The organism is Paenibacillus endophyticus, assembly GCF_014192395.1.
Lineage (GTDB): Bacteria > Bacillota > Bacilli > Paenibacillales > Paenibacillaceae > Pristimantibacillus > Pristimantibacillus endophyticus.
Genome location: NZ_JACHXW010000012.1, coordinates 37,491 through 55,911 on the forward strand (window position 1 = coordinate 37,491; position 18,421 = coordinate 55,911).

13 protein-coding genes are annotated in these 18,421 nt (G+C 46.7%); 12 read left to right on the plus strand and 1 reads right to left on the minus strand.

All coding sequences use genetic code 11. The annotated features are described in order from the left end of the window. The first annotated feature begins 156 nt into the window (after positions 1 to 156). From modA to FHS16_RS18865, 6 genes are all read left to right on the plus strand, one after another. Positions 157 to 1,014 (plus strand): molybdate ABC transporter substrate-binding protein, encoded by an 858-nt coding sequence (modA, locus tag FHS16_RS18840; RefSeq protein ID WP_183566030.1) that lies wholly within the window; start codon positions 157 to 159, stop codon positions 1,012 to 1,014. Next, positions 1,014 to 1,679, plus strand: coding sequence for a molybdate ABC transporter permease subunit (modB, locus tag FHS16_RS18845; RefSeq protein WP_183566033.1), 666 nt, complete (start codon positions 1,014 to 1,016; stop codon positions 1,677 to 1,679). The genes modA and modB overlap by 1 nt, the downstream gene beginning before the upstream one ends. Positions 1,680 to 2,027: 348 nt before the next feature. Then, on the plus strand, positions 2,028 to 5,066 hold the full coding sequence (locus tag FHS16_RS18850; protein ID WP_183566036.1) for a family 43 glycosylhydrolase: 3,039 nt from the start codon (positions 2,028 to 2,030) through the stop codon (positions 5,064 to 5,066). Between the two features lie 317 nt (positions 5,067 to 5,383). Continuing rightward, positions 5,384 to 6,364: a glycerophosphodiester phosphodiesterase family protein gene (locus FHS16_RS18855; protein WP_183566038.1), complete on the plus strand. Its 981-nt coding sequence runs from the start codon at positions 5,384 to 5,386 to the stop codon at positions 6,362 to 6,364. A 131-nt stretch (positions 6,365 to 6,495) separates the two neighbouring features. Beyond that, positions 6,496 to 6,894, plus strand: coding sequence for an RrF2 family transcriptional regulator (locus FHS16_RS18860; RefSeq protein WP_183566040.1), 399 nt, complete (start codon positions 6,496 to 6,498; stop codon positions 6,892 to 6,894). A 129-nt stretch (positions 6,895 to 7,023) separates the two neighbouring features. Continuing rightward, positions 7,024 to 7,722 carry a class I SAM-dependent methyltransferase gene (locus tag FHS16_RS18865; RefSeq protein ID WP_183566042.1) on the plus strand — a complete coding sequence of 233 codons (699 nt, stop codon included), beginning with the start codon at positions 7,024 to 7,026 and terminating at the stop codon, positions 7,720 to 7,722. Positions 7,723 to 7,733: 11 nt separating this feature from the next. On the opposite strand, the gene FHS16_RS18870 is transcribed toward FHS16_RS18865, so the two are convergent. Further along, entirely contained in the window at positions 7,734 to 9,122 is a 1,389-nt protein-coding gene (locus FHS16_RS18870) for an MFS transporter (protein ID WP_183566045.1), read from the minus strand. 112 nt (positions 9,123 to 9,234) lie between these two features. Between FHS16_RS18870 and FHS16_RS18875 the strand changes: the two genes are divergently transcribed. The 6 genes from FHS16_RS18875 (at position 9,235) to FHS16_RS18900 (ending at position 18,339) form a co-directional block, all read left to right on the plus strand. Continuing rightward, positions 9,235 to 10,125: a LysR family transcriptional regulator gene (locus FHS16_RS18875; protein ID WP_183566048.1), complete on the plus strand. Its 891-nt coding sequence runs from the start codon at positions 9,235 to 9,237 to the stop codon at positions 10,123 to 10,125. An 893-nt stretch (positions 10,126 to 11,018) separates the two neighbouring features. Further along, positions 11,019 to 13,700: an SGNH/GDSL hydrolase family protein gene (locus FHS16_RS18880; protein WP_183566050.1), complete on the plus strand. Its 2,682-nt coding sequence runs from the start codon at positions 11,019 to 11,021 to the stop codon at positions 13,698 to 13,700. Positions 13,701 to 14,026: 326 nt separating this feature from the next. Continuing rightward, positions 14,027 to 14,356 carry an ArsR/SmtB family transcription factor gene (locus FHS16_RS18885; protein WP_183566051.1) on the plus strand — a complete coding sequence of 110 codons (330 nt, stop codon included), beginning with the start codon at positions 14,027 to 14,029 and terminating at the stop codon, positions 14,354 to 14,356. After that, a complete protein-coding gene (locus FHS16_RS18890; protein WP_183566053.1) occupies positions 14,353 to 14,751 on the plus strand; it encodes an SRPBCC family protein in 399 nt (132 codons plus the stop codon). Before FHS16_RS18885 ends, FHS16_RS18890 begins: the two co-directional genes overlap by 4 nt. 172 nt (positions 14,752 to 14,923) lie before the next feature. Further along, positions 14,924 to 17,179, plus strand: coding sequence for an ATP-binding cassette domain-containing protein (locus tag FHS16_RS18895; RefSeq protein ID WP_183566055.1), 2,256 nt, complete (start codon positions 14,924 to 14,926; stop codon positions 17,177 to 17,179). 488 nt (positions 17,180 to 17,667) lie between these two features. Beyond that, a complete protein-coding gene (locus FHS16_RS18900; protein ID WP_183566058.1) occupies positions 17,668 to 18,339 on the plus strand; it encodes a sensor domain-containing protein in 672 nt (223 codons plus the stop codon). Positions 18,340 to 18,421: the final 82 nt, after the last annotated feature.

The window sequence follows — 18,421 nt, forward strand, 5'->3', positions numbered from 1 at the left end:
TCCTTATTGGCTGCTTTTCTAATAAATATCGTTTTCATTGTACCATATTAGAATGTGTGCGTTTTGTTAATTGCATGTATAAAAGAAACGATTTATCTTTAAAATTCATTTTAGATAGATCTAATTATAATTAAACATACATTTGAAGGAGCATTTATGCATCAAAAAACAAAAAGTTATTTATTCATATCTATTATCCTCGCAACGATGCTCGTATTTGCTGGCTGCGGTGCAGCAGAAGATATGAAAACGAATGCCGTTTCGAATCACGCTCAGGCTGAAAGTACAGCAGCTCCGTCCGAACAACCTGCAGAGTCTGTTGAGCTCATCATTTCCGCAGCGGCAAGCATGAAAGATGCCTTAACTGAAATTCAAAAAAGGTATGAAGCAAACCATCCGAATATCAAATTAAACTTCAATTTCGGTGCATCCGGAGCGCTTCAACAGCAAATCGAGCAAGGTGCGCCTGCCGATCTTTTCTTCTCAGCAGCGGTCAAAAATATGATAGCACTTGTAGATAAACAGCTCATTGATTCTACAAAGCAAATTAATTTATTGAATAATGAGCTTGTCGTCGTCGTACCTGCTGATGCGGCTGCAACGATTGAAAATGTCAATGGCCTCTCTCAGGCGAACGTAAAAACCGTCGCCATTGGCATTCCAGAGAGCGTGCCGGCAGGGAACTATGCGAAGGAAGCTTTGACTAAAGCTAACCTTTGGGATTCTTTGCAGCCCAAGGCCGTTCAAGGGAAAGATGTAAGGCAAGTGCTGCAATATGTGGAAACCGGAAATGCGGATGCCGGCTTTGTGTACAAAACCGATGCGTTGACATCCGATAAAGTTAAAATCGCATTTTCAGTAGATAAAGAAACGTATCCAACGATTCAGTACCCAATGGGAATCGTTAAAGCGACGAAACACAGCCAAGAAGCTGAGCAACTTTACCTGTATTTGCAAACACAAGAAGCGCTCGATGTATTCGCCACATTCGGCTTTACGGTTCCAAACCTATAATGGCTTCCGTAAACTGGCATGATTTCTGGTTGCCTGTAAGACTTTCCTTACAGGTTGCATTGCTCTCGAGCATGATCGTACTCTTGCTTGGCGTAGCAGCCGCATGGTGGATGTCGCGCCGCTCATTCAAAGGTAAAACGGCGCTTGAGACGCTATTCATGTTGCCGCTGGTACTGCCGCCTACCGTTGTCGGCTTCCTGTTGCTCGTATTGCTGGGACGCAGAAGCCGGCTTGGCGAATGGATCGAATGGATGTTTCATGCTCCGATCGTATTTTCTTGGTGGGCGGCCGTTATTGCAGCGATCGTCGTCTCTTTTCCGCTTGTTTACCAGACCATGAAGGTAGGCTTTGCGGCTGTTGACCGTCATTTGGAGGATGCAAGCCGTTCAATGGGCGCAAGTGAGTGGGAAGTATTCCGATATATTTCGCTTCCACTGGCCTATCGTTCGCTTGGCACAGCTTATATTCTAGGCTTTGCAAGAGGTCTTGGTGAATTCGGCGCAACCTTGATGATAGCTGGCAATATACCCGGGAAAACACAGACCCTGCCGACTGCCATTTACGTTGCGGTTGATTCAGGAAATGCGCCCATGGCATGGGCTTGGACAATCGCTATCATAGTCATTTCATTTCTTCTGCTCTTCATCAGCCGCAGCAAGGCATAAGCATGGCAAGCGAATTTAACCAATAACCGATGCGAAGCTATACCTCCAATAGACAGCTGGTACTAAACCGCCGATTCGGCGGTTTTTTTATATTCGCTTGCTTTTATCGCGAATCCGCATGCAGCGCATCAGCTCTAAACAAAAATGGATAGAAAATCATATAAAACAACGGGATTTTATAAATATATCTTTTTTGAAATATGTTACGTTTGATGAGGAAATCCATACTGGAAAAGGAGGAAATAAATGATAAAACATTAATAACATTTCGCCACACAGCTTTCACCTGCATGAGTACCCGTACGTCTAACGAGCATCCCATTAAATAAAAAATTTGGAGGATAACGGATGAAAAAAACGATAGGATTACTGATGACGATAGTCCTGTTTTCGGGTTTGATTTATACATCAGGCAAGGCATATGCCGCGGATCCAACGATGGATGGCCATGGGCTTTTGGGCGAATTTTTCAAATGTGAAAGAAACCCGATTGATCGCCAAGACATTTCTGTGTTTACTTTCGATGATTTTCGAGGAGAGAGGGCGGTCAGCAATTTGAATGGCGATTCCTTTGGAAGTATTTTTAACCAATTATCAGGAACGCCTGATTATAATACAGCACGTTTTACAGGTACGCTAGTACCGAAATATACGGAAGACTATACCTTCCATATGGAAGGTGACGACGGGTTTCGAGTCTGGATTAATGGAGAGTTAATTATAGACTTCTGGAAGCAAACCTGGGAGGTTCCTCAGGTCAGCACGCCTATTGCATTAGAGGCGGGCAAGCACTACGACATTAAAGTCGAATATTTGCAAGGATGGGGCGGCACTTGGCTTCGGATGGAATGGGAAAGCGCCAGCCAGAACAGAGAAATCGTACCTGAATCTGCGCTCTATTTGCCACCCGATCGAACGATTGCAACCAAAAAAGGAAATTTGTCCGCAGAGATTGTGAAAATTGATTACTTAACAGCAAACTTTTCATCCAATGTTACCGAAAGCGTATACGATAACTTAATCGCAGCAAAAAACTCGGCCATAGACTTGTTAACTACGATTGAAGGCAAAGAGCTGGAGGATCAAGATAAGGTAGCATTACTTATTGAAGGAATTGAAAACGTATCCAAAGCGAGATCGGGTTTCATGAGCGAGATGGGCGTAACGAGTTCATCGGTATCCGGCAAGTTTAATAACCCGTTATACCAAGGACAGGATCCCTTCGTAACCTATAAAGACGGCTTTTATTATTTCGTTTCTTCAAGCAATTTGGATTCCAATAATAAAGTATACGTGTCCAAATCCCGTACGCTGATTGATCAAGGCGAAAAGGTGATGGTGTTTGATTCTAAAGGGACGCAAACTCGTATATTTGCTCCTGAAATCTTTTTCTTTGACGGCAAATGGTATATTTACTATTGTGCGGATCTTAAAGATTACGGCTTCAAGCATATGGCAACCGTCCTTGAATCCGTGACCGATGATCCCCAAGGCGAATATGTGGACAAAGGCGCATTGTATGCCGGCGAGAATGGCGTGTACAAACAAGCCAATGATTTCACCGTATTTGAAAACAATGGGCAGCTGTATGCGGTTTGGGGCACTTTAGGCTCTGGAGAGCCCATCGGCCCAGCGATTGCTCCAATGGATAATCCTTACACGATTACAGCCGATCGTTCTTTCTTGCCAGGCGGCGGCGGTGAAGGACCGCGTGTATTGCAAAGGGACGGAAAAGTGTTTATTACGATGTCGGAAGGCGACTACGCATCAAATGGATATCGGTTATCCTATTTCACGAATACCGATGGCGATTTCCTAAACCCAGATTCCTGGTCGCGCACTAACGATGTTTTTGTCGCCACTAGTGACGTCTCTGGTCCAGCCCGCGCAGGATTCGTGAAATCCGTAGACGGCACTGAAGATTGGATGATTTACCATTCAAGGGTGTACAAGGATACGGGCCGCAATTGGTGGCGTCAAGTGAATTTGCAGCAAATCGCCTGGAATAGCGACGGAACGCCTGATTTTGGAACGCCTATTTCTCCTTATGAATGGCAAGACTTGCCTTCCGGTGATTTAGGTTTGGGTGATATGTACCAAGCCGAGGATGCGATTCATTACGGCTCTATAACCAAAGATAACCAATATGGCAATTATCAAGGCACCGGCTATATCAACTTGCCCAAGAAGTCCGGGGCTGAAGCAAGCTTTGTCGTTCAAACGGAAGAAGCTGGCGATTATATCGTTGGGGTTAGATACGCATATGGGGTGCAGGCAGACGGCGAATCAACAAACAATCCTACAGTACAATGGCCTGCCCGGGCAAAAATCAATGTATATGTAAATGGTGTTCCTGCCAAAACGATCATGCCTGACAAAACAGCAATCAGCTGGGAGGAGTGGTTCACAGCTTCCGAGCGTCTGTCATTAAAAGCGGGAAAAAATGTAATCAGCTATCGCATTGACAATGACAGCGTCGGGAATGTAAATCTGGACTTTATCGCCATGTACAAAGCAGACGTGCCGAACCCGCTTCCACCTGCTGAGACTGCGTTAACCGGCACGCTAACGGGGCAATTTCAAGCTCAAGTTGGCACAAACCTGAAGGTGCATTATGGATTAAGCCATGTGTCCGCTAAACCTGAAGAAGCCATTTATGCACAGGATCTTATTTTCAACTATGATTCTGACAAACTAGCGTTTGTTTCGGCTGAATCTCTGAGGGAAGGCATGATTGTCATTGATTCCAACGCCGAAACCGTTGGTCAAGTTCGGATTCTGCTTGCGAGCGAAGGCTCGGAGCATCCTGTCAACAGCGACGGTAACTTGCTGCAGCTAAACTGGAAAGCGTTAAAAGAATCCAAAGACACTGCGATTACGCTCTCACGCGCCGTACTGGCGAACTCAGCAGGCGTAGAAACCTCGCTGACTCCAATTCGCTATAGCGTGGAATTAACGAGTGGCGCTAACCTCGACAAAGAAGCATTAAACGCTTTAATTGCTGATGCAAAGGCTTCACTGGACGCTGCTGTGGAAGGCAGTGCGCCAGGACAATATCCGATCGGATCGAAAGCCGCATTGAATACTGCGATCACTGCCGCCATCGACGTGTCCGAAACCGCAGAGACGCAAGCCGAGATAGATCAAGCTGTTATTGGCTTAAGCGAGGCATGGCATGCGTTTAAGAACGCCGTTCACGTTTCGACGCCAGATGATATCAACACGGATGGAAAAGTTACCATTGGCGATCTCGCCATTGTAGCTCTGAGTTATGGCAAAAATTCGACGAGCGCCGATTGGCATGCAATTAAAAAATCAGACGTTAACCGCGATGGCGTCATCGACATTGCTGATTTAGCGATCATCGCGAATACAATTGTGCAATAGAATAAGGACATTGCTTTGTTCACACCAAGAAGACGACATTCGAAGCGATAACGATGTTCAACAAGCCAAGGATAATCCTCGGCTTGTTTTTTTATGTTCACGACATAAATGCCTATTATTTCGGGAAATTTGGTTCTTATTTGGTTCATAACTTTTATACGCAAACAAATAGCATGACCTTTTATTCGCTTATTTGCTCGAAGACCGACGAATTAAAAATGATGAAGGGCAACGCAATACGTATTCGAATTTGATATACTTTGCTGTAAGATGAATGAAATTGCTGCAAGACGGAATGAAAATAAAGGGGACAGACCATGAATAGGTTGAGAAAGCTGCTGAGAAGCAAATGGTTTATTGCACTCGCGATGCTGATTGTATTGATCTACGTCAATAACAACAGCTGGTTTGGAAGCAATCGCGATGGAGATCCAAGCCTGCTTGCGCATCGCGGGCTTGCGCAAACATTCTCGATGGAAGGGATCGAGAACGATACCTGTACGGCCGAGCGCATAAATGAGCCCGAACATCCCTACCTAGAAAACACGATCTCATCTATGGATGCTGCCTTCCAAGCAGGGGCCGACATCGTCGAATTCGATATCCACATCACGAAGGACAACCAATTCGCCGTGTTTCACGATTGGACGCTTGCATGCAGGACGAACAAGGCAGACGTTACCAGTGACTATACGATGGACGAGCTGAAAAAGCTCGATATCGGTTATGGATATACCGCAGACGGAGGGAACACCTTCCCATTCCGCGGCAAAGGGGTTGGGCTGATGCCTTCTTTGACTGAGGTGCTCGAACGATTCCCGGATCACCAGCTGTTGATTGATATCAAAAGCAACGATCCGAAAGAAGGGAAGCTCCTGGCGCAATATTTGTCTGAGTTGACTGAGCGGCGCAGAAGCTTGTTAGCTGTGTATGGTGGAGACGAGCCGATCGCCGAATTAAAAAATAAGCTGCCTGATATGCGGGTCATGTCAAAAGCTACGATGAAAAGCTGTTTGCTTCCGAATATGGCCGTGGGATGGACTGGCTATGTTCCCAAAGCTTGCGCAAACAGCCAACTTCATGTACCTGAGAAGATCGGCCCACTGTTATGGGGATGGCCCAATAAGTTTTTGAATCGGATGGACAATGCGGATAACCGCGTTATCGTGGTCGGCGGAGATGGGAGCGATTTCTCCAGCGGATTCGATACGCAAGATGACATCAAGCGTCTGCCTTCGGATTTCTCAGGCGTAATCTGGACGAATCGAATTGAACGTATCGCTCCGCTTTATCAATAAGTTTTTGTAGCAAATTGTGCTTCATTAACTAATTTCAGAAACGGCAAGCTCGCGTATGTAACAATTGCTGCTTGCTTTGCAGTAAGATCAGCGTTATTATAGATTCTTAAAGTCGTTAATGGAGGTGCACAATGAAATATTCCCAGGCGACCGACTATGCACTTCATGTGATGCTCTATCTGACAGCAGCGCCGACTAATAAGCCTGTTGGCGTTCAATTACTCGCTGAGAAGTTAGGTGTTTCACAGACCTATCTGTCTAAAATGATGACGAAGCTTGTCAAGGCAGGATTAATACAATCCGCGCCTGGTGCAAATGGCGGATACCGGATTAGACGCAATCAGGATGAAATTTCCTTTCTCGATATCATCCATGCGATCGAAGGTTCAGCTTCTTTGTTTGAATGCAGCTTGGATCACGGAAGCGAATGCCTGATTCAGCAAGTGGTCATCGAAGCCGAGCGAAAGATGGAGCAGCATCTGCTGCACACAAAAATAGCCGATTTGGCGAAGCTGTCTAAAACGGAGTAAGACTCCGTTTCTTTTTCAACAAATTATAGACATTGAGAATCTATTATGTCACTAATAATAATTTATTCGTGCATGACTGACGCATAATGACCTGCGAAATAGATTTCACTGTACATTAGGAGGCTAACAATGACTGAAGAAATAACTAATGATTCAAAAATGGTTTTTGCTTACGACAAAAACGCACGTATCTCAATCCCCTCGTATGATGCGCTGTTTACGATGATTCAATCCTATTATCGCGCTCAATTAGGTGAAAAGGAGGCAACAGTGCTCATAGTCGGCGCAGGCGGAGGCAATGAGATAACCGCATGGGGACCAACTAACCCAAAATGGTTATTCACCGGAGTCGATCCTTCTGAAGACATGCTTAAGATAGCCGAGCATAAAGCCGTTCAACTAAACTTAATGAGCCGTGTCACGCTTATCCATGGACCGATAGATCGCCTGCCGCCCGCAGACTCGAAGTTTGATGCTGCGAGCTGTATCTTAGTGCTTCATTTCATTGACGATGTTCAAGAGAAGCTAAAGCTGCTCGGAACCATTAAAAATAATCTGAAGCAGGGAGCTCCATTCGTCCTGGTCAGTGCTTGCGGAGACCGAGACAGCACGGAGCTTCATCACCAATTGAACGTATGGAAAAGCTTTTGGTTAGATGGCGGACGCGATTGGTCCCAGGTAGATGAGATGGTTAAAAAAATCTTGTCGACACTTTCCTTCCTTCCTGAACAACAAATCGAACAGCTGCTGGCCGAAGCTGGCTTTAATACTATCACTCGTTTTTACACGACTGGCATTTTTTCCGGTTGGATTTGTCATGCAGAATAACAGGCTCGATGCTACGATTCCTCGGATTGATTCATTGGCTCCCTGCGTCGCCAGCTCATGTATACCAAGATGATTGCGATGAACGATAGAATAACACCTATTAATCTAAATCCCCCAGCGTTGAACGCATCTCCCATGATGATGCTTAGAAGCAAGGAGGAAAGAATAGTTCCAATATATCTCGATGTCATAAATACGCCAGATGCTACACCGATCATTTGTTTTGGCGCGCTTCTGAACAAGACTGCTTGCATGCCTACGCTGTTCAATCCATTGCTAATGCCGAATGCAGCTAACGCCAAACAAACACTGAAAACCGGTGAAGTTTGACTCAATGTCACTAACCATAATGAACCAAGTGTCATTAGCACTCCGGATAGCAATAATGCTGGCCGGGTTCCTGCTTTATCAATCCATCGACCAGCTATTGGTGAAACCATAAGCGAGCACAAGCCTAAGCTTAGCATGAGCAATCCCGTATGGATTTCACTAACATGTCGTACCGTTTGTAAGTAAGACGGAAGCCCAAAAAAGAGCGAGTAATAAAGGAGGTTAACGAGTATAAATTCGACATTGACCGAGGTCATTGCAGGATACTTGGCGAATGTTCGTAATGGAATAAAAGGTGCCTCAGCTTTTAACTCATGTCGAACGAAAGCTGCCAATGAGAGGATTCCTATTAATCCGACTATCATATGCATAGATGAGACATGCCCAGCTGATTTTGCTGACAGCAATCCAACTAGAACAGCTACCAAACCTATAGCAAAGAGCAGAATCCCTGGTGCATCCAACCATGCTAGCCACTCTCGTACGGTCATGTTGGAGGGCAACACTGAGGACGATTCATCCTTCGGAATATTCCGCCAAGCCAGCAAAAAGCTCATCGCTGCGAACGGGACATTGACGAGAAAGATAGCTTGCCAGTCCCACCAATGAATCAATACTCCGCCAATAAAAGGACCAATGGCCGCCGCTCCTGATAGGAATATGGATAAAACGGACAACGCCGTCGCTTGCTTCTTTGTAATATGAATGCGGACGATAGCCATTCCAACTGAAACCATCATGCTTGTACCAATGGATTGCACAATGCGGAATACGATAAGCCACCCAAAGTTTGGTGACAACGGGGCTAGCAGAGATGCGGCAAAGGCTACAACAAGTCCAGATAGAAATATCTTTTTGCGTCCGAATAAATCACTGGCTTTCCCCATAACGGGTTGAGCGACAGCGCTCGCAATATAGAAAGAAAAGATAATCCACGAAACGACCGTAAAGTCCAGTTGGTACACCTTCTGCAATCTTGCAATAGCAACAGCAATCATCGATGAATTTAACGGATTCAATAATACCCCTAGCCCTACGGAAATTAACAGCCACCTGCTGCGAGCATTCATATTTGTTCCTCCTAATGTCTATTCATCTCATCGTACTTGAAATCATTTATTGATTCCAACGCATTTTATGTTATGATTCCATAGACTGAAGGGAATGAATGGAGCGAGCAGGGTGGAACTTCTTCAACTGAAATATTTTCTCGCAGTAGCACGTCTGGAGCATGTAACTGAAGCCGCGAGAAGTCTACATGTTACTCAATCGTCATTAAGTAAAACGATTCAACGCTTGGAGGAGGATTTGGGAGTTCCCTTATTCGATCGAATTGGGCGGAATCTGCGGTTGAATGCGTTCGGAAGCAGATTCCTTCGCCGTGCGGAGAGGGCATTGTTTGAATTGGAGCAAGGGAAGCAGGAGATTAGTGACTTATCCAGCCCAGAGCAGGGTACTCTTGAATTAGCAGTAACCACTGCAAGTACGCTGCCGCATATTCTTCGGGAGTTCCGGAAAAAGTGGCCCTATATCCAATATCATGTCCAAATGCTGACCACGCAGGAAATGGTTGCGAGGCTGCATAGAGGAGAGGTCGACTTCTGCCTATCATCGCCTCCAATCTATGGCGATGACATTGAATGTCAAATCGTCTTTATCGACCCGATTCTTGTAGCTGTTCCAAAGGGACATCGATTGGCAGAAAGAAGCTGCGTATCTTTAACAGAGCTAAGTGAAGAATGGTTTGTCGGCGTAAAAAAAGGCTACGGCACTCGCGATCTAGTGGACTCGATTTGCAATAGGCTTGGATTTACACCAAAATACGTGTATGAGGGTGATGAACCTGCAAGGTTGAGCAATCTTGTGGAAGCAGAAATTGGCATCGCATTCATTCCAAGCACGGCAAAGTACTCAATGGATTCTATCCAATATCTTCAGGTGGACAATCATGAATTAGTACGAGAAATCGCTTTAATATGGCATCGAAGCCGTTACATTTCTAAGGCAGCGGATGCATTCCGCGAGGTAGTTATACAATATTTTGAAACTATATCTGAACAAATCATTGAATAATGCAACCTTGGAGCCGGATAGCGCTCATGCCTATTTGGTTGTGTTCCCAGATAACAGCCCTCGGAACAAGAACAATGGCGGATATGAGTTTCAATATCGCGATACGAACCATGGCGATAGTGCAGCCATTTATCCGGAAGATTATACATCGGAACCGGCTGCGTTCCCTGTCAATTACCCAAACACCTGGTTGCGACTGCAACGTATCAACAATGCGTTTATTTCTTGGTACAGTTCTGATGGTATAGATTGGAAACCATATAGTTAGATAACGCTTGATTATAACGCATCATTATTTGTAGGCGCAGCCGTTACTTCACATAACGGGAATAAAGCAGCAACAGCCATTTTTAAAGATATTTCAACGGGCTAGACACACCTAACGATACATATCCAGCATTGGATTCAATACCGTACATTAATCACGTCAGCATACACACTAAAAGAAACCCAACTCAGTCTGAGTTGGGTTTTTAACTTTTTTTTAGCCATTCCATTAACAAATTAAAACAACTTTAAACAATAACCAAGATATCATCCCCGCTAATTGTGAAAGGAGGCATCGGTGGAGCTGTAAAGTAAAGGGAGGGGTGAAAAAAGTTCATCCTCCTCAACATGTGAAACCTATACCATAATGAACATGAACAGAAGAGGCCAATTTGGGAATAAATAGCACAATCGTGAATCAGCTAGAAAAACAACTTACAATTCTAATGACTCCAAGACTGTGAACCGTATTTTGATGGGGCTAGGCGTTACCATTGCGTTTCTATTGCCAGAAAGGAGGAGCAGCGTCTTCATATATCAACTCCGATAAATACCAAGATGAATCTAATGCTTAGCAAGCAGAGCTTCACACAACATTTTCCCCATGAAAAGGAGAGTTAATTATAATGTCTAAAAGTACTTATGGAAACAATTCGAATGGTGGTATGCAAACGAACGCTTTCACGGCGAATCTGACAGCCGGCACATTCACAGCAGCACCACAGATGGTAAATGACAGGCTAACCTATCATAAAGCGCTGCTTGAAGCGAAAGGTATATCCTCACTTTCCAATCTAGGCACTCTGCGAATCAGCGGCACCATCGTTCCTCAGTCAGGCGTAACGAAGCCGGGAGCCAGCATTATTAGCGGTGGTACGATGGTTCAGTCTGCGACCCGCTTCGTCTCCAGCCAAAAAGGTTCGCCAACAATAAGGACCTTCAGCGGTCAGGCAGATATCTTGAGCGCGATTCCGTTCACCAGCAAAGACAATGCCTTATTATCGTTGCCTGCACTGGCAACTGGAGCCGATATCTCGATCGATACGGCGTACTGGGTCGGCTCAGAGGTATTTCTCACTAAAGGAACGAACATCGTCTTGAAGTATCCGCATCGCTACCTCATTATCCTCGCTGAAAAGCTAATCGTCGAGGATGAGGTCACATTCAGCTGGGAGCGTCCTTTCCGTAATATTCCACCGCAAGTTACTCCAGCGCCGTATACACCTGCTGGTGCTCCGATGTCTACGTCGCTGGTTGGCATTCCAGGAACGGATGGTACGCCTGGCTGGACCGGATACCGTGGATACGACGGCGCATCCGCACCGGAGCTTGAGGTATGGGTGCTCGATATGTCAGGTAGGCCGCGATTTGATCTGCGTGGCCAGGATGGCACACAAGGCGGGCAAGGACAGAATGGCGGGAACGGAGGCAGAGGCGGGAAAGGCAAGCCGTCTGTTCTCGATTGGGCGGGTTTTTGCAAAGCGGGCGCAGGTGCTGGCGGCAATGGCGGCAATGGCGGATTGGCTGGCAGCGGCGGCGCTGGCGGCAATGGTGGAACAGGAGGCAGGCTGAGCTTATATGCACCGCAGGCTGTTCTTCAGCAATACCTTAGAGGCGGATTCGATATCCAGATTAACGGTGGGGGTGCCGGTGCGGGAGGACTTGCAGGCGTTCCCGGTAACGGAGGTCCAGGCGGAGACGTAGGAGATTCGAAAGGCTTATGCAGTCCAGGATCTCGGAAGCCAGGCCAGCCTGGAGGTCCCGGAGCTCCCGGCTATCAGGGTCCATACGGCTGGCCCGGAAGCGTCCTACCTAATCCGGTAAGCTTCTACGATATTCATCCCGATGATTTCAAAATTAAAATGCTAGAGCCTGCGATTGCACATGTCAACCCTCTTTATGTTAAAACTGGCGACAGAGTAACGGTAGAGGGGAAACGTTTCGCAATGAGCGATAAAATCATAATTGATGGAGTAGAAGCAGCTACGACAGTGATCAGCGATACACTCCTGCAGTTTACGGTGCCCGCTCTATACGGGGGGTCGCGTACTATTCAGGCCCGTCAGGCCGATTCAACGCTATCTAATCGCGCTTCCATTTATATACTGCCTCAAATTATGAATATAGAGCAGGAAGGTATGGAAGCACGGAAGCCAGATGAGCTTCCCCGCATCAAACCGGGCATGAAGGTTACATTGAAGGGAAGCAGCTTCGAGGAAGGAGCTATCGTACTCGTTAATGATTTCGAAATGCCGGATGTCCGTGTGATCAACTCGGCTCATATCGAGTTTACGATGGTTCGTCCTTCCGATACGGAGATTAATGCATCAGGCGAAAGCGTCACCTTAAAGGTTCGATTCTCGGACGGCACAATGTCAAATACGCTTCAGTTGGAGCTTGAGACTTTTCATATGCTTGTGATCGGTGATTCTGTCAGTTGGGGCCAAGGCATGCAGGAGCATGAAAAATTCTACTCGCTAGTTGGCGCTGCGATTCAAGCCAATAACGGAAACATCAAGCAGTATACGAGTGTTTTGGCACATTCTGGAGCAACCATCGGTGACGGCGATTTCAATATAGTTGCGCCAGTGAGCGGCGAAGTGCCTACGTCCTATCCGACGATTCTACAGCAGTGCGACCTGTTCAGCGAACGGAGAGATAAAGTCGATCTGATTCTACTTGATGGCGGGATGAACGATGTTGACGTTAGAACCGTTATGGATCCCTTCAATCCGACGAATCTGGATGTACTGTTCGAGAAACATTTTAATCAAAGTATGTATAAGCTGCTGGACAAAGTAACGAAGCTTTATCCAGAATCCAAAGTCATCGTCACAGGATATTATGCGCCTATCTCTCGCAAGAGTGATCTTGCAGCTGTCGAAGCACTGCTGATCGCCCTCGGCATATTATTAGGAGGAGCAGGAGGAGGTACGGCAGGAGGCGTATTCGGTCTAGTTGAATTCGAATACATTTGTAATCGCTGCGAGAAGCTGGAAAGTGATTCTAAGATGTACCTTCAACAGGTTATCGACCGCAAAAATGGAGAATTGAATACGCCTCCTCGAATCTTCTTCGCCAATCCTAACTTTGGACCCGACCATGCAGCGCTTACCAACGATCCTTACTTGTTCGGCATTAATTTGGATCTATCGCCGCAGGATTTCATAGCAGACGACAGATTGGTGTCCTGCACGGAAGCCGGTTGTACGGGTCTAGAAATGGAAATATGCAAACGCGCCTCGATGGGACATCCGAATCCGAAAGGCGCTCAAGCTTACGCCAACGCTATTTTACCATTCCTATAAACCTATTTGCATACACAACGCTTGAATGGGGAGCAACTGCTAAAGCTGTTGCTCTCCTTTTTCGTTCCTAACAGAAGCAGGAAATATCTCGATTATCTAGAGTGCAACCTCCTGGCGGGGAAGCTCCCTCCGGGATTTATGTAGGTATAGAATTTGAAAACGTTGTTGACACGACACCAATCGGTGTCCTATAATAAAAATGTCACTAAACGGTGTCTAATTGGGAATTATCGCCTTGTGGGCGTTGCATCCAAAGAGCTGTATCCTTTAAGCAGGTTGTAACATTAACGGCTGTCCCTTGGTAATAATACATAGGAGAGGGTGTTGTGAGCGATAACAACCGGTTGCGAGATGTCTTTGACGCGATTGCAGATCCAACTAGGCGCCGACTAATCAGTCTGTTAGCAGAGGTAGATGATCTGCCGCTTCATGAGTTGACAGCACAGTTTCAGATGGGCCGAACTGCTGTATCCAAGCATTTGGCAATTCTCAAAGAGGCCGGGCTGGTGCTTGACAGAAAAATCGGAAGAGAAACAAGATTTAGACTTAACGCCACTCCGCTCAAAGAGATTAATGATTGGGTGGCTTTCTACAGCAAATTCTGGAGCATGAATATGATGCGCTTGAACCAACTATTGGAGGAGGAAGAAAAATGAGTTTATCACTAACTTTGGATTTTCAATACAAAACAACAATCGAGAAGCTTTGGACAGCCTTAACGAATTCAGAAACCCTTGCCAAATGGGTATTGGAAAATGATTTTGAGCCAATCGTAGGACACCGTTTCCAGTTCCGCAATAAGCCATCCGAATATTGGGACGGCATTATTGACGGGGAAGTGCTTGTCGTGGACGCGCCAGACCGATTATCCTATACTTGGGCCGTCGGTGAGGAGAAGCATACGGTCACCTGGACGCTGCAGGATTTAGGAGACGGAAAGATAAATCTTCATCTCGAGCAAACGGGAATAACGAATGCCCAAGGATACGAAGGAGCTAAATATGGCTGGAGCAATTGGTGTGGCGAGCTTGAAAAGGTGCTGGCTCAATAAGCATATTCGTTGCAACACCAATCCTTTCAATTGCTTCATTATCGGTAATCATAGTTGAATCTAGCTTGACCCAAAACAATATAGACCGGCTGCATACATTTTGCAGCCGGTTTAAGTCTGCTTATGACAATCTGGCTTAGCAGCAAATAAACCGATTGGAAGGATGTTACCTATGAATGAATACAATCAAGAGTATATTGTTATTTCAGGTGCGAGGGAAAACAACCTCAAGAACGTTTCCTTGCGCATTCCCAAGCGAAAGATCACGATCTTCACCGGCGTATCCGGATCCGGCAAATCATCGATCGTATTCGACACCATCGCTGCTGAATCCCAGCGTCTCCTTAACGAAAACTTCAGCATGTTCGTTCGCAACTTTTTGCCGCGTGTTCCTCAGCCGGATGCAGATGCGCTAGAGAACTTGAGCATGGCTGTTATTGTGGATCAGAAGCGCCTGGGCGGCGGATCCCATTCCACGATGGGCACAATTACCGATATATCGCCTATTCTCCGTCTTCTCTTCTCTCGAGTGGGCCAGCCCAATATTGGACCCGTAAACATGTTCTCGTTCAACGATCCGCAAGGCATGTGTCCGGAATGCAACGGGATCGGTCGCAAACTAGGCGTCGACATGAGCAAGGCGCTTGACATGTCAAAGTCATTGAATGAAGGAGCGATTATGCTGCCGGACTATTCAGTGAGCGGCTGGGAATGGAACATGATCATGCAGTCGGGGGACTTCGATCTCGATAAGAAGCTGAGTGATTTTTCGGATGAGGAATTGGATCAGCTGCTGTACGCTCAGGCAAGAAAAGTTAAGATGGATTTCGCCGGAAAAGCAATGAATATTACAGTGGAAGGCGTCATTGAGAAGTTCACGAACAAATACATCAAGCAGGATGTGAAGACGAAGTCTGAACGCACACAAAAGACGGTTGCGCCGTATATTTCCGAGGGTCCTTGCTCCAGCTGCCGAGGCGCAAGGCTTAGTCAGGCTGCACTTAGCTGCAGAATTGATGGACACAACATAGCTGAACTATCCTCCATGGAGGTCGGACAGCTTATCCGTGTCATTCGGGAGATTGACAATGCTGTCGCCGCACCGGTCATCAAAACGCTGACGGATCGGCTTCAGCATCTGGTCGATATCGGACTTGACTATTTAACGCTGGATCGCGAGACAGATACTTTGTCTGGGGGCGAGTCGCAGCGCGTCAAGATGGTGAAGCACTTGAGCGGCAGTCTAGTAGACGTCACTTACATCTTCGATGAGCCTAGCGTTGGCTTGCACCCTCGTGATGTACATCGATTAAATGAATTGCTTCAGAAGCTGCGCGATAAAGGCAATACCGTAATTGTCGTCGAGCATGATCCCGATGTAATCAAGATCGCCGATCATATCGTTGACGTCGGGCCTCATGCCGGCAGCCGTGGCGGAACGATCATGTACGAAGGAAGCTACCAAGGACTGCTGGAATCAGGTACGCTGACGGGAACCCATATGATGCGACCACTCAAGCTAAAGTCTGAAAGCAGGCAGCCCACCGGCAAGCTCTCCATTAAGAATGCTACGCTGCACAACCTGCAGAATGTGAGCGTTGATATTCCGACCGGAGTTCTCACCGTCGTTACAGGTGTCGCTGGCTCAGGCAAGAGTACGTTAATTAACGACATATTTCTCAGCAACCATCCAGATGCGATCGTCATCGACCAGTCGTCGGTTGGCGTGTCAACACGTTCGAATCCTGCGACCTACACGGGCATTATGGATGATGTGCGCAAGGCGTTTGCTTCTGCGAACAAGGTGAACCAAGGCTTGTTTAGCTTCAACTCCAAGGGAGCATGCGAGAACTGCCAAGGATTGGGAGTTGTGTATACAGACCTTGCATTCCTTGATAGCGTGAAGCTGCCTTGCGAAGTATGCGGAGGAAGAAGGTTTAAGGAAGAGGTACTCGCATACAAGTTGAACGACAAGTCCATTGCAGAAGTACTGGAGATGACAGTCGAGCAAGCTTTGGAATTTTTCCAGCTAAAAGAAGTTGTGCGCAAGCTCCAAGCGATGAGCGACGTAGGTCTGAACTACATTACGCTCGGCCAGCCGCTCAGTACGCTCTCGGGGGGAGAATGCCAACGTATCAAGCTGGCAAGCGAGCTTCATAAGAAGGGCAGCATCTACGTGATGGACGAGCCGACGACCGGCCTACATATGTCAGATATCGGCCACCTGCTGGAAATTATGAACCGACTCGTGGATACCGGCAACACGGTGATCGTCATTGAGCACAATCTGGATGTGATCAGCCACGCGGATTGGATCATCGATATTGGACCGGATGGGGGCAGCAAGGGGGGACAGGTTGTTTTTGAGGGCACGCCTCCGCAGATCGTTCACGCTGTGCAGTCCATCACGGGAAAATACTTGACGTAGTCCTATCTTCCATATTCATCAATTTGAAATTCGGACTCCTAAGCAAGCGAGTCGTTTTCGAATAACAATGAAGTGCAGCTCCTTAAACTTAGGGGCTGCATTTTTAATTTCTATTGGATGATATTATGAAGCTTTCACAAAGATTAGAAAAAATACAATTTCGATTCCTAGTGAAACATAATTGTTCAACTTATTCTAAGTATTTTCATTGTGACAGCATGCACCGGATGCTGGGACTACAAGGGGTATGAATGCATGGCGCGAGTCCGTGCATTCACATACGGATCGATGTCGCGTAGCTTTCCCAATACAGACGAGCCGAAGAAATCGCCATCTTGGTCAAGCAGTAACGTGTGATTGCAATCGAGAAATGACGACCGATATACTGGACCAAGGTCCGACATTGATTCCCTTCGCCGGGCGGATGATGAGAATCAGGAGAAAGGGCTACAATGAGAGCAACAAAATGAGAAAGCGTGGTTGTAATCATGAAGAAACAAAGTGCCTTGCAGGCGTGGAAAATGCTCATCCTGTCACTTCCCAAAGGAATAGCAGCATTCATTATCATCGTAGTTGGATTATCCGTAAGCCTTCCGCTATCGGTATTTCTCGTTGGCGTGCCGCTGCTGGCTGCGACATTGACCCTATGCAAGTCGATCATGGTTGGAGAATCAAACCTAGCAGCAGTATGGCTGCAAGGACAGAAACATTCTCCCGATACCGCACCGCAGATATTGGCTGCTGGTGAGCAGCAGGGATGGAGGTCCTGGTTGAAATCCGTCTTGAAGGACGGGAGATCATACCGCGGTATCCTGTTCGGGATTATGCAGCTTCCGATTTGCATTGCGGCGTTCACTGTCGCCATCGTGCTGCCCGTAACGGCTTTTGCGGTGATGCTCTCACCGGTCGCGTACGAGGTAAGCATGCGGTTGTTTGAATTCAATCTGTTCTCGAGCGAATGGGGGCTGGACCAGCTCTTCGACTGGAGCTTGACGGCCGCCCAGCGCTCTTGGATCTCTGGAGGAGTTGGAGTCATTTTCGTGCTGCTGCTTCCCTTATTACTTAAAGGGCTTGGCCGCTGGTATGCGGCTTGGATTCTGAGCGTTGCAGGCCCTGAGCCCGCTCGCCGACCAAGCACGGAAGGGTCTTATATCGGATAGTTTGCCTTCAGATGAATATCCTGTAACAAAAAAAAAGTGGCCTGCTTGAGCGTTATATATGACGCGTTGACAGCCTCTGTTT

Coding starts and splice junctions, on each gene's coding strand:
- modA (WP_183566030.1), top strand. CDS start 157: ATGCATCAAAAAACAAAAAGTTATTTATTCATATCTATTATCCTCGCA.
- modB (WP_183566033.1), top strand. CDS start 1,014: ATGGCTTCCGTAAACTGGCATGATTTCTGGTTGCCTGTAAGACTTTCC.
- FHS16_RS18850 (WP_183566036.1), top strand. CDS start 2,028: ATGAAAAAAACGATAGGATTACTGATGACGATAGTCCTGTTTTCGGGT.
- FHS16_RS18855 (WP_183566038.1), top strand. CDS start 5,384: ATGAATAGGTTGAGAAAGCTGCTGAGAAGCAAATGGTTTATTGCACTC.
- FHS16_RS18860 (WP_183566040.1), top strand. CDS start 6,496: ATGAAATATTCCCAGGCGACCGACTATGCACTTCATGTGATGCTCTAT.
- FHS16_RS18865 (WP_183566042.1), top strand. CDS start 7,024: ATGACTGAAGAAATAACTAATGATTCAAAAATGGTTTTTGCTTACGAC.
- FHS16_RS18870 (WP_183566045.1), bottom strand. CDS start 9,122: ATGAATGCTCGCAGCAGGTGGCTGTTAATTTCCGTAGGGCTAGGGGTA.
- FHS16_RS18880 (WP_183566050.1), top strand. CDS start 11,019: ATGTCTAAAAGTACTTATGGAAACAATTCGAATGGTGGTATGCAAACG.
- FHS16_RS18890 (WP_183566053.1), top strand. CDS start 14,353: ATGAGTTTATCACTAACTTTGGATTTTCAATACAAAACAACAATCGAG.
- FHS16_RS18895 (WP_183566055.1), top strand. CDS start 14,924: ATGAATGAATACAATCAAGAGTATATTGTTATTTCAGGTGCGAGGGAA.
- FHS16_RS18900 (WP_183566058.1), top strand. CDS start 17,668: ATGAAGAAACAAAGTGCCTTGCAGGCGTGGAAAATGCTCATCCTGTCA.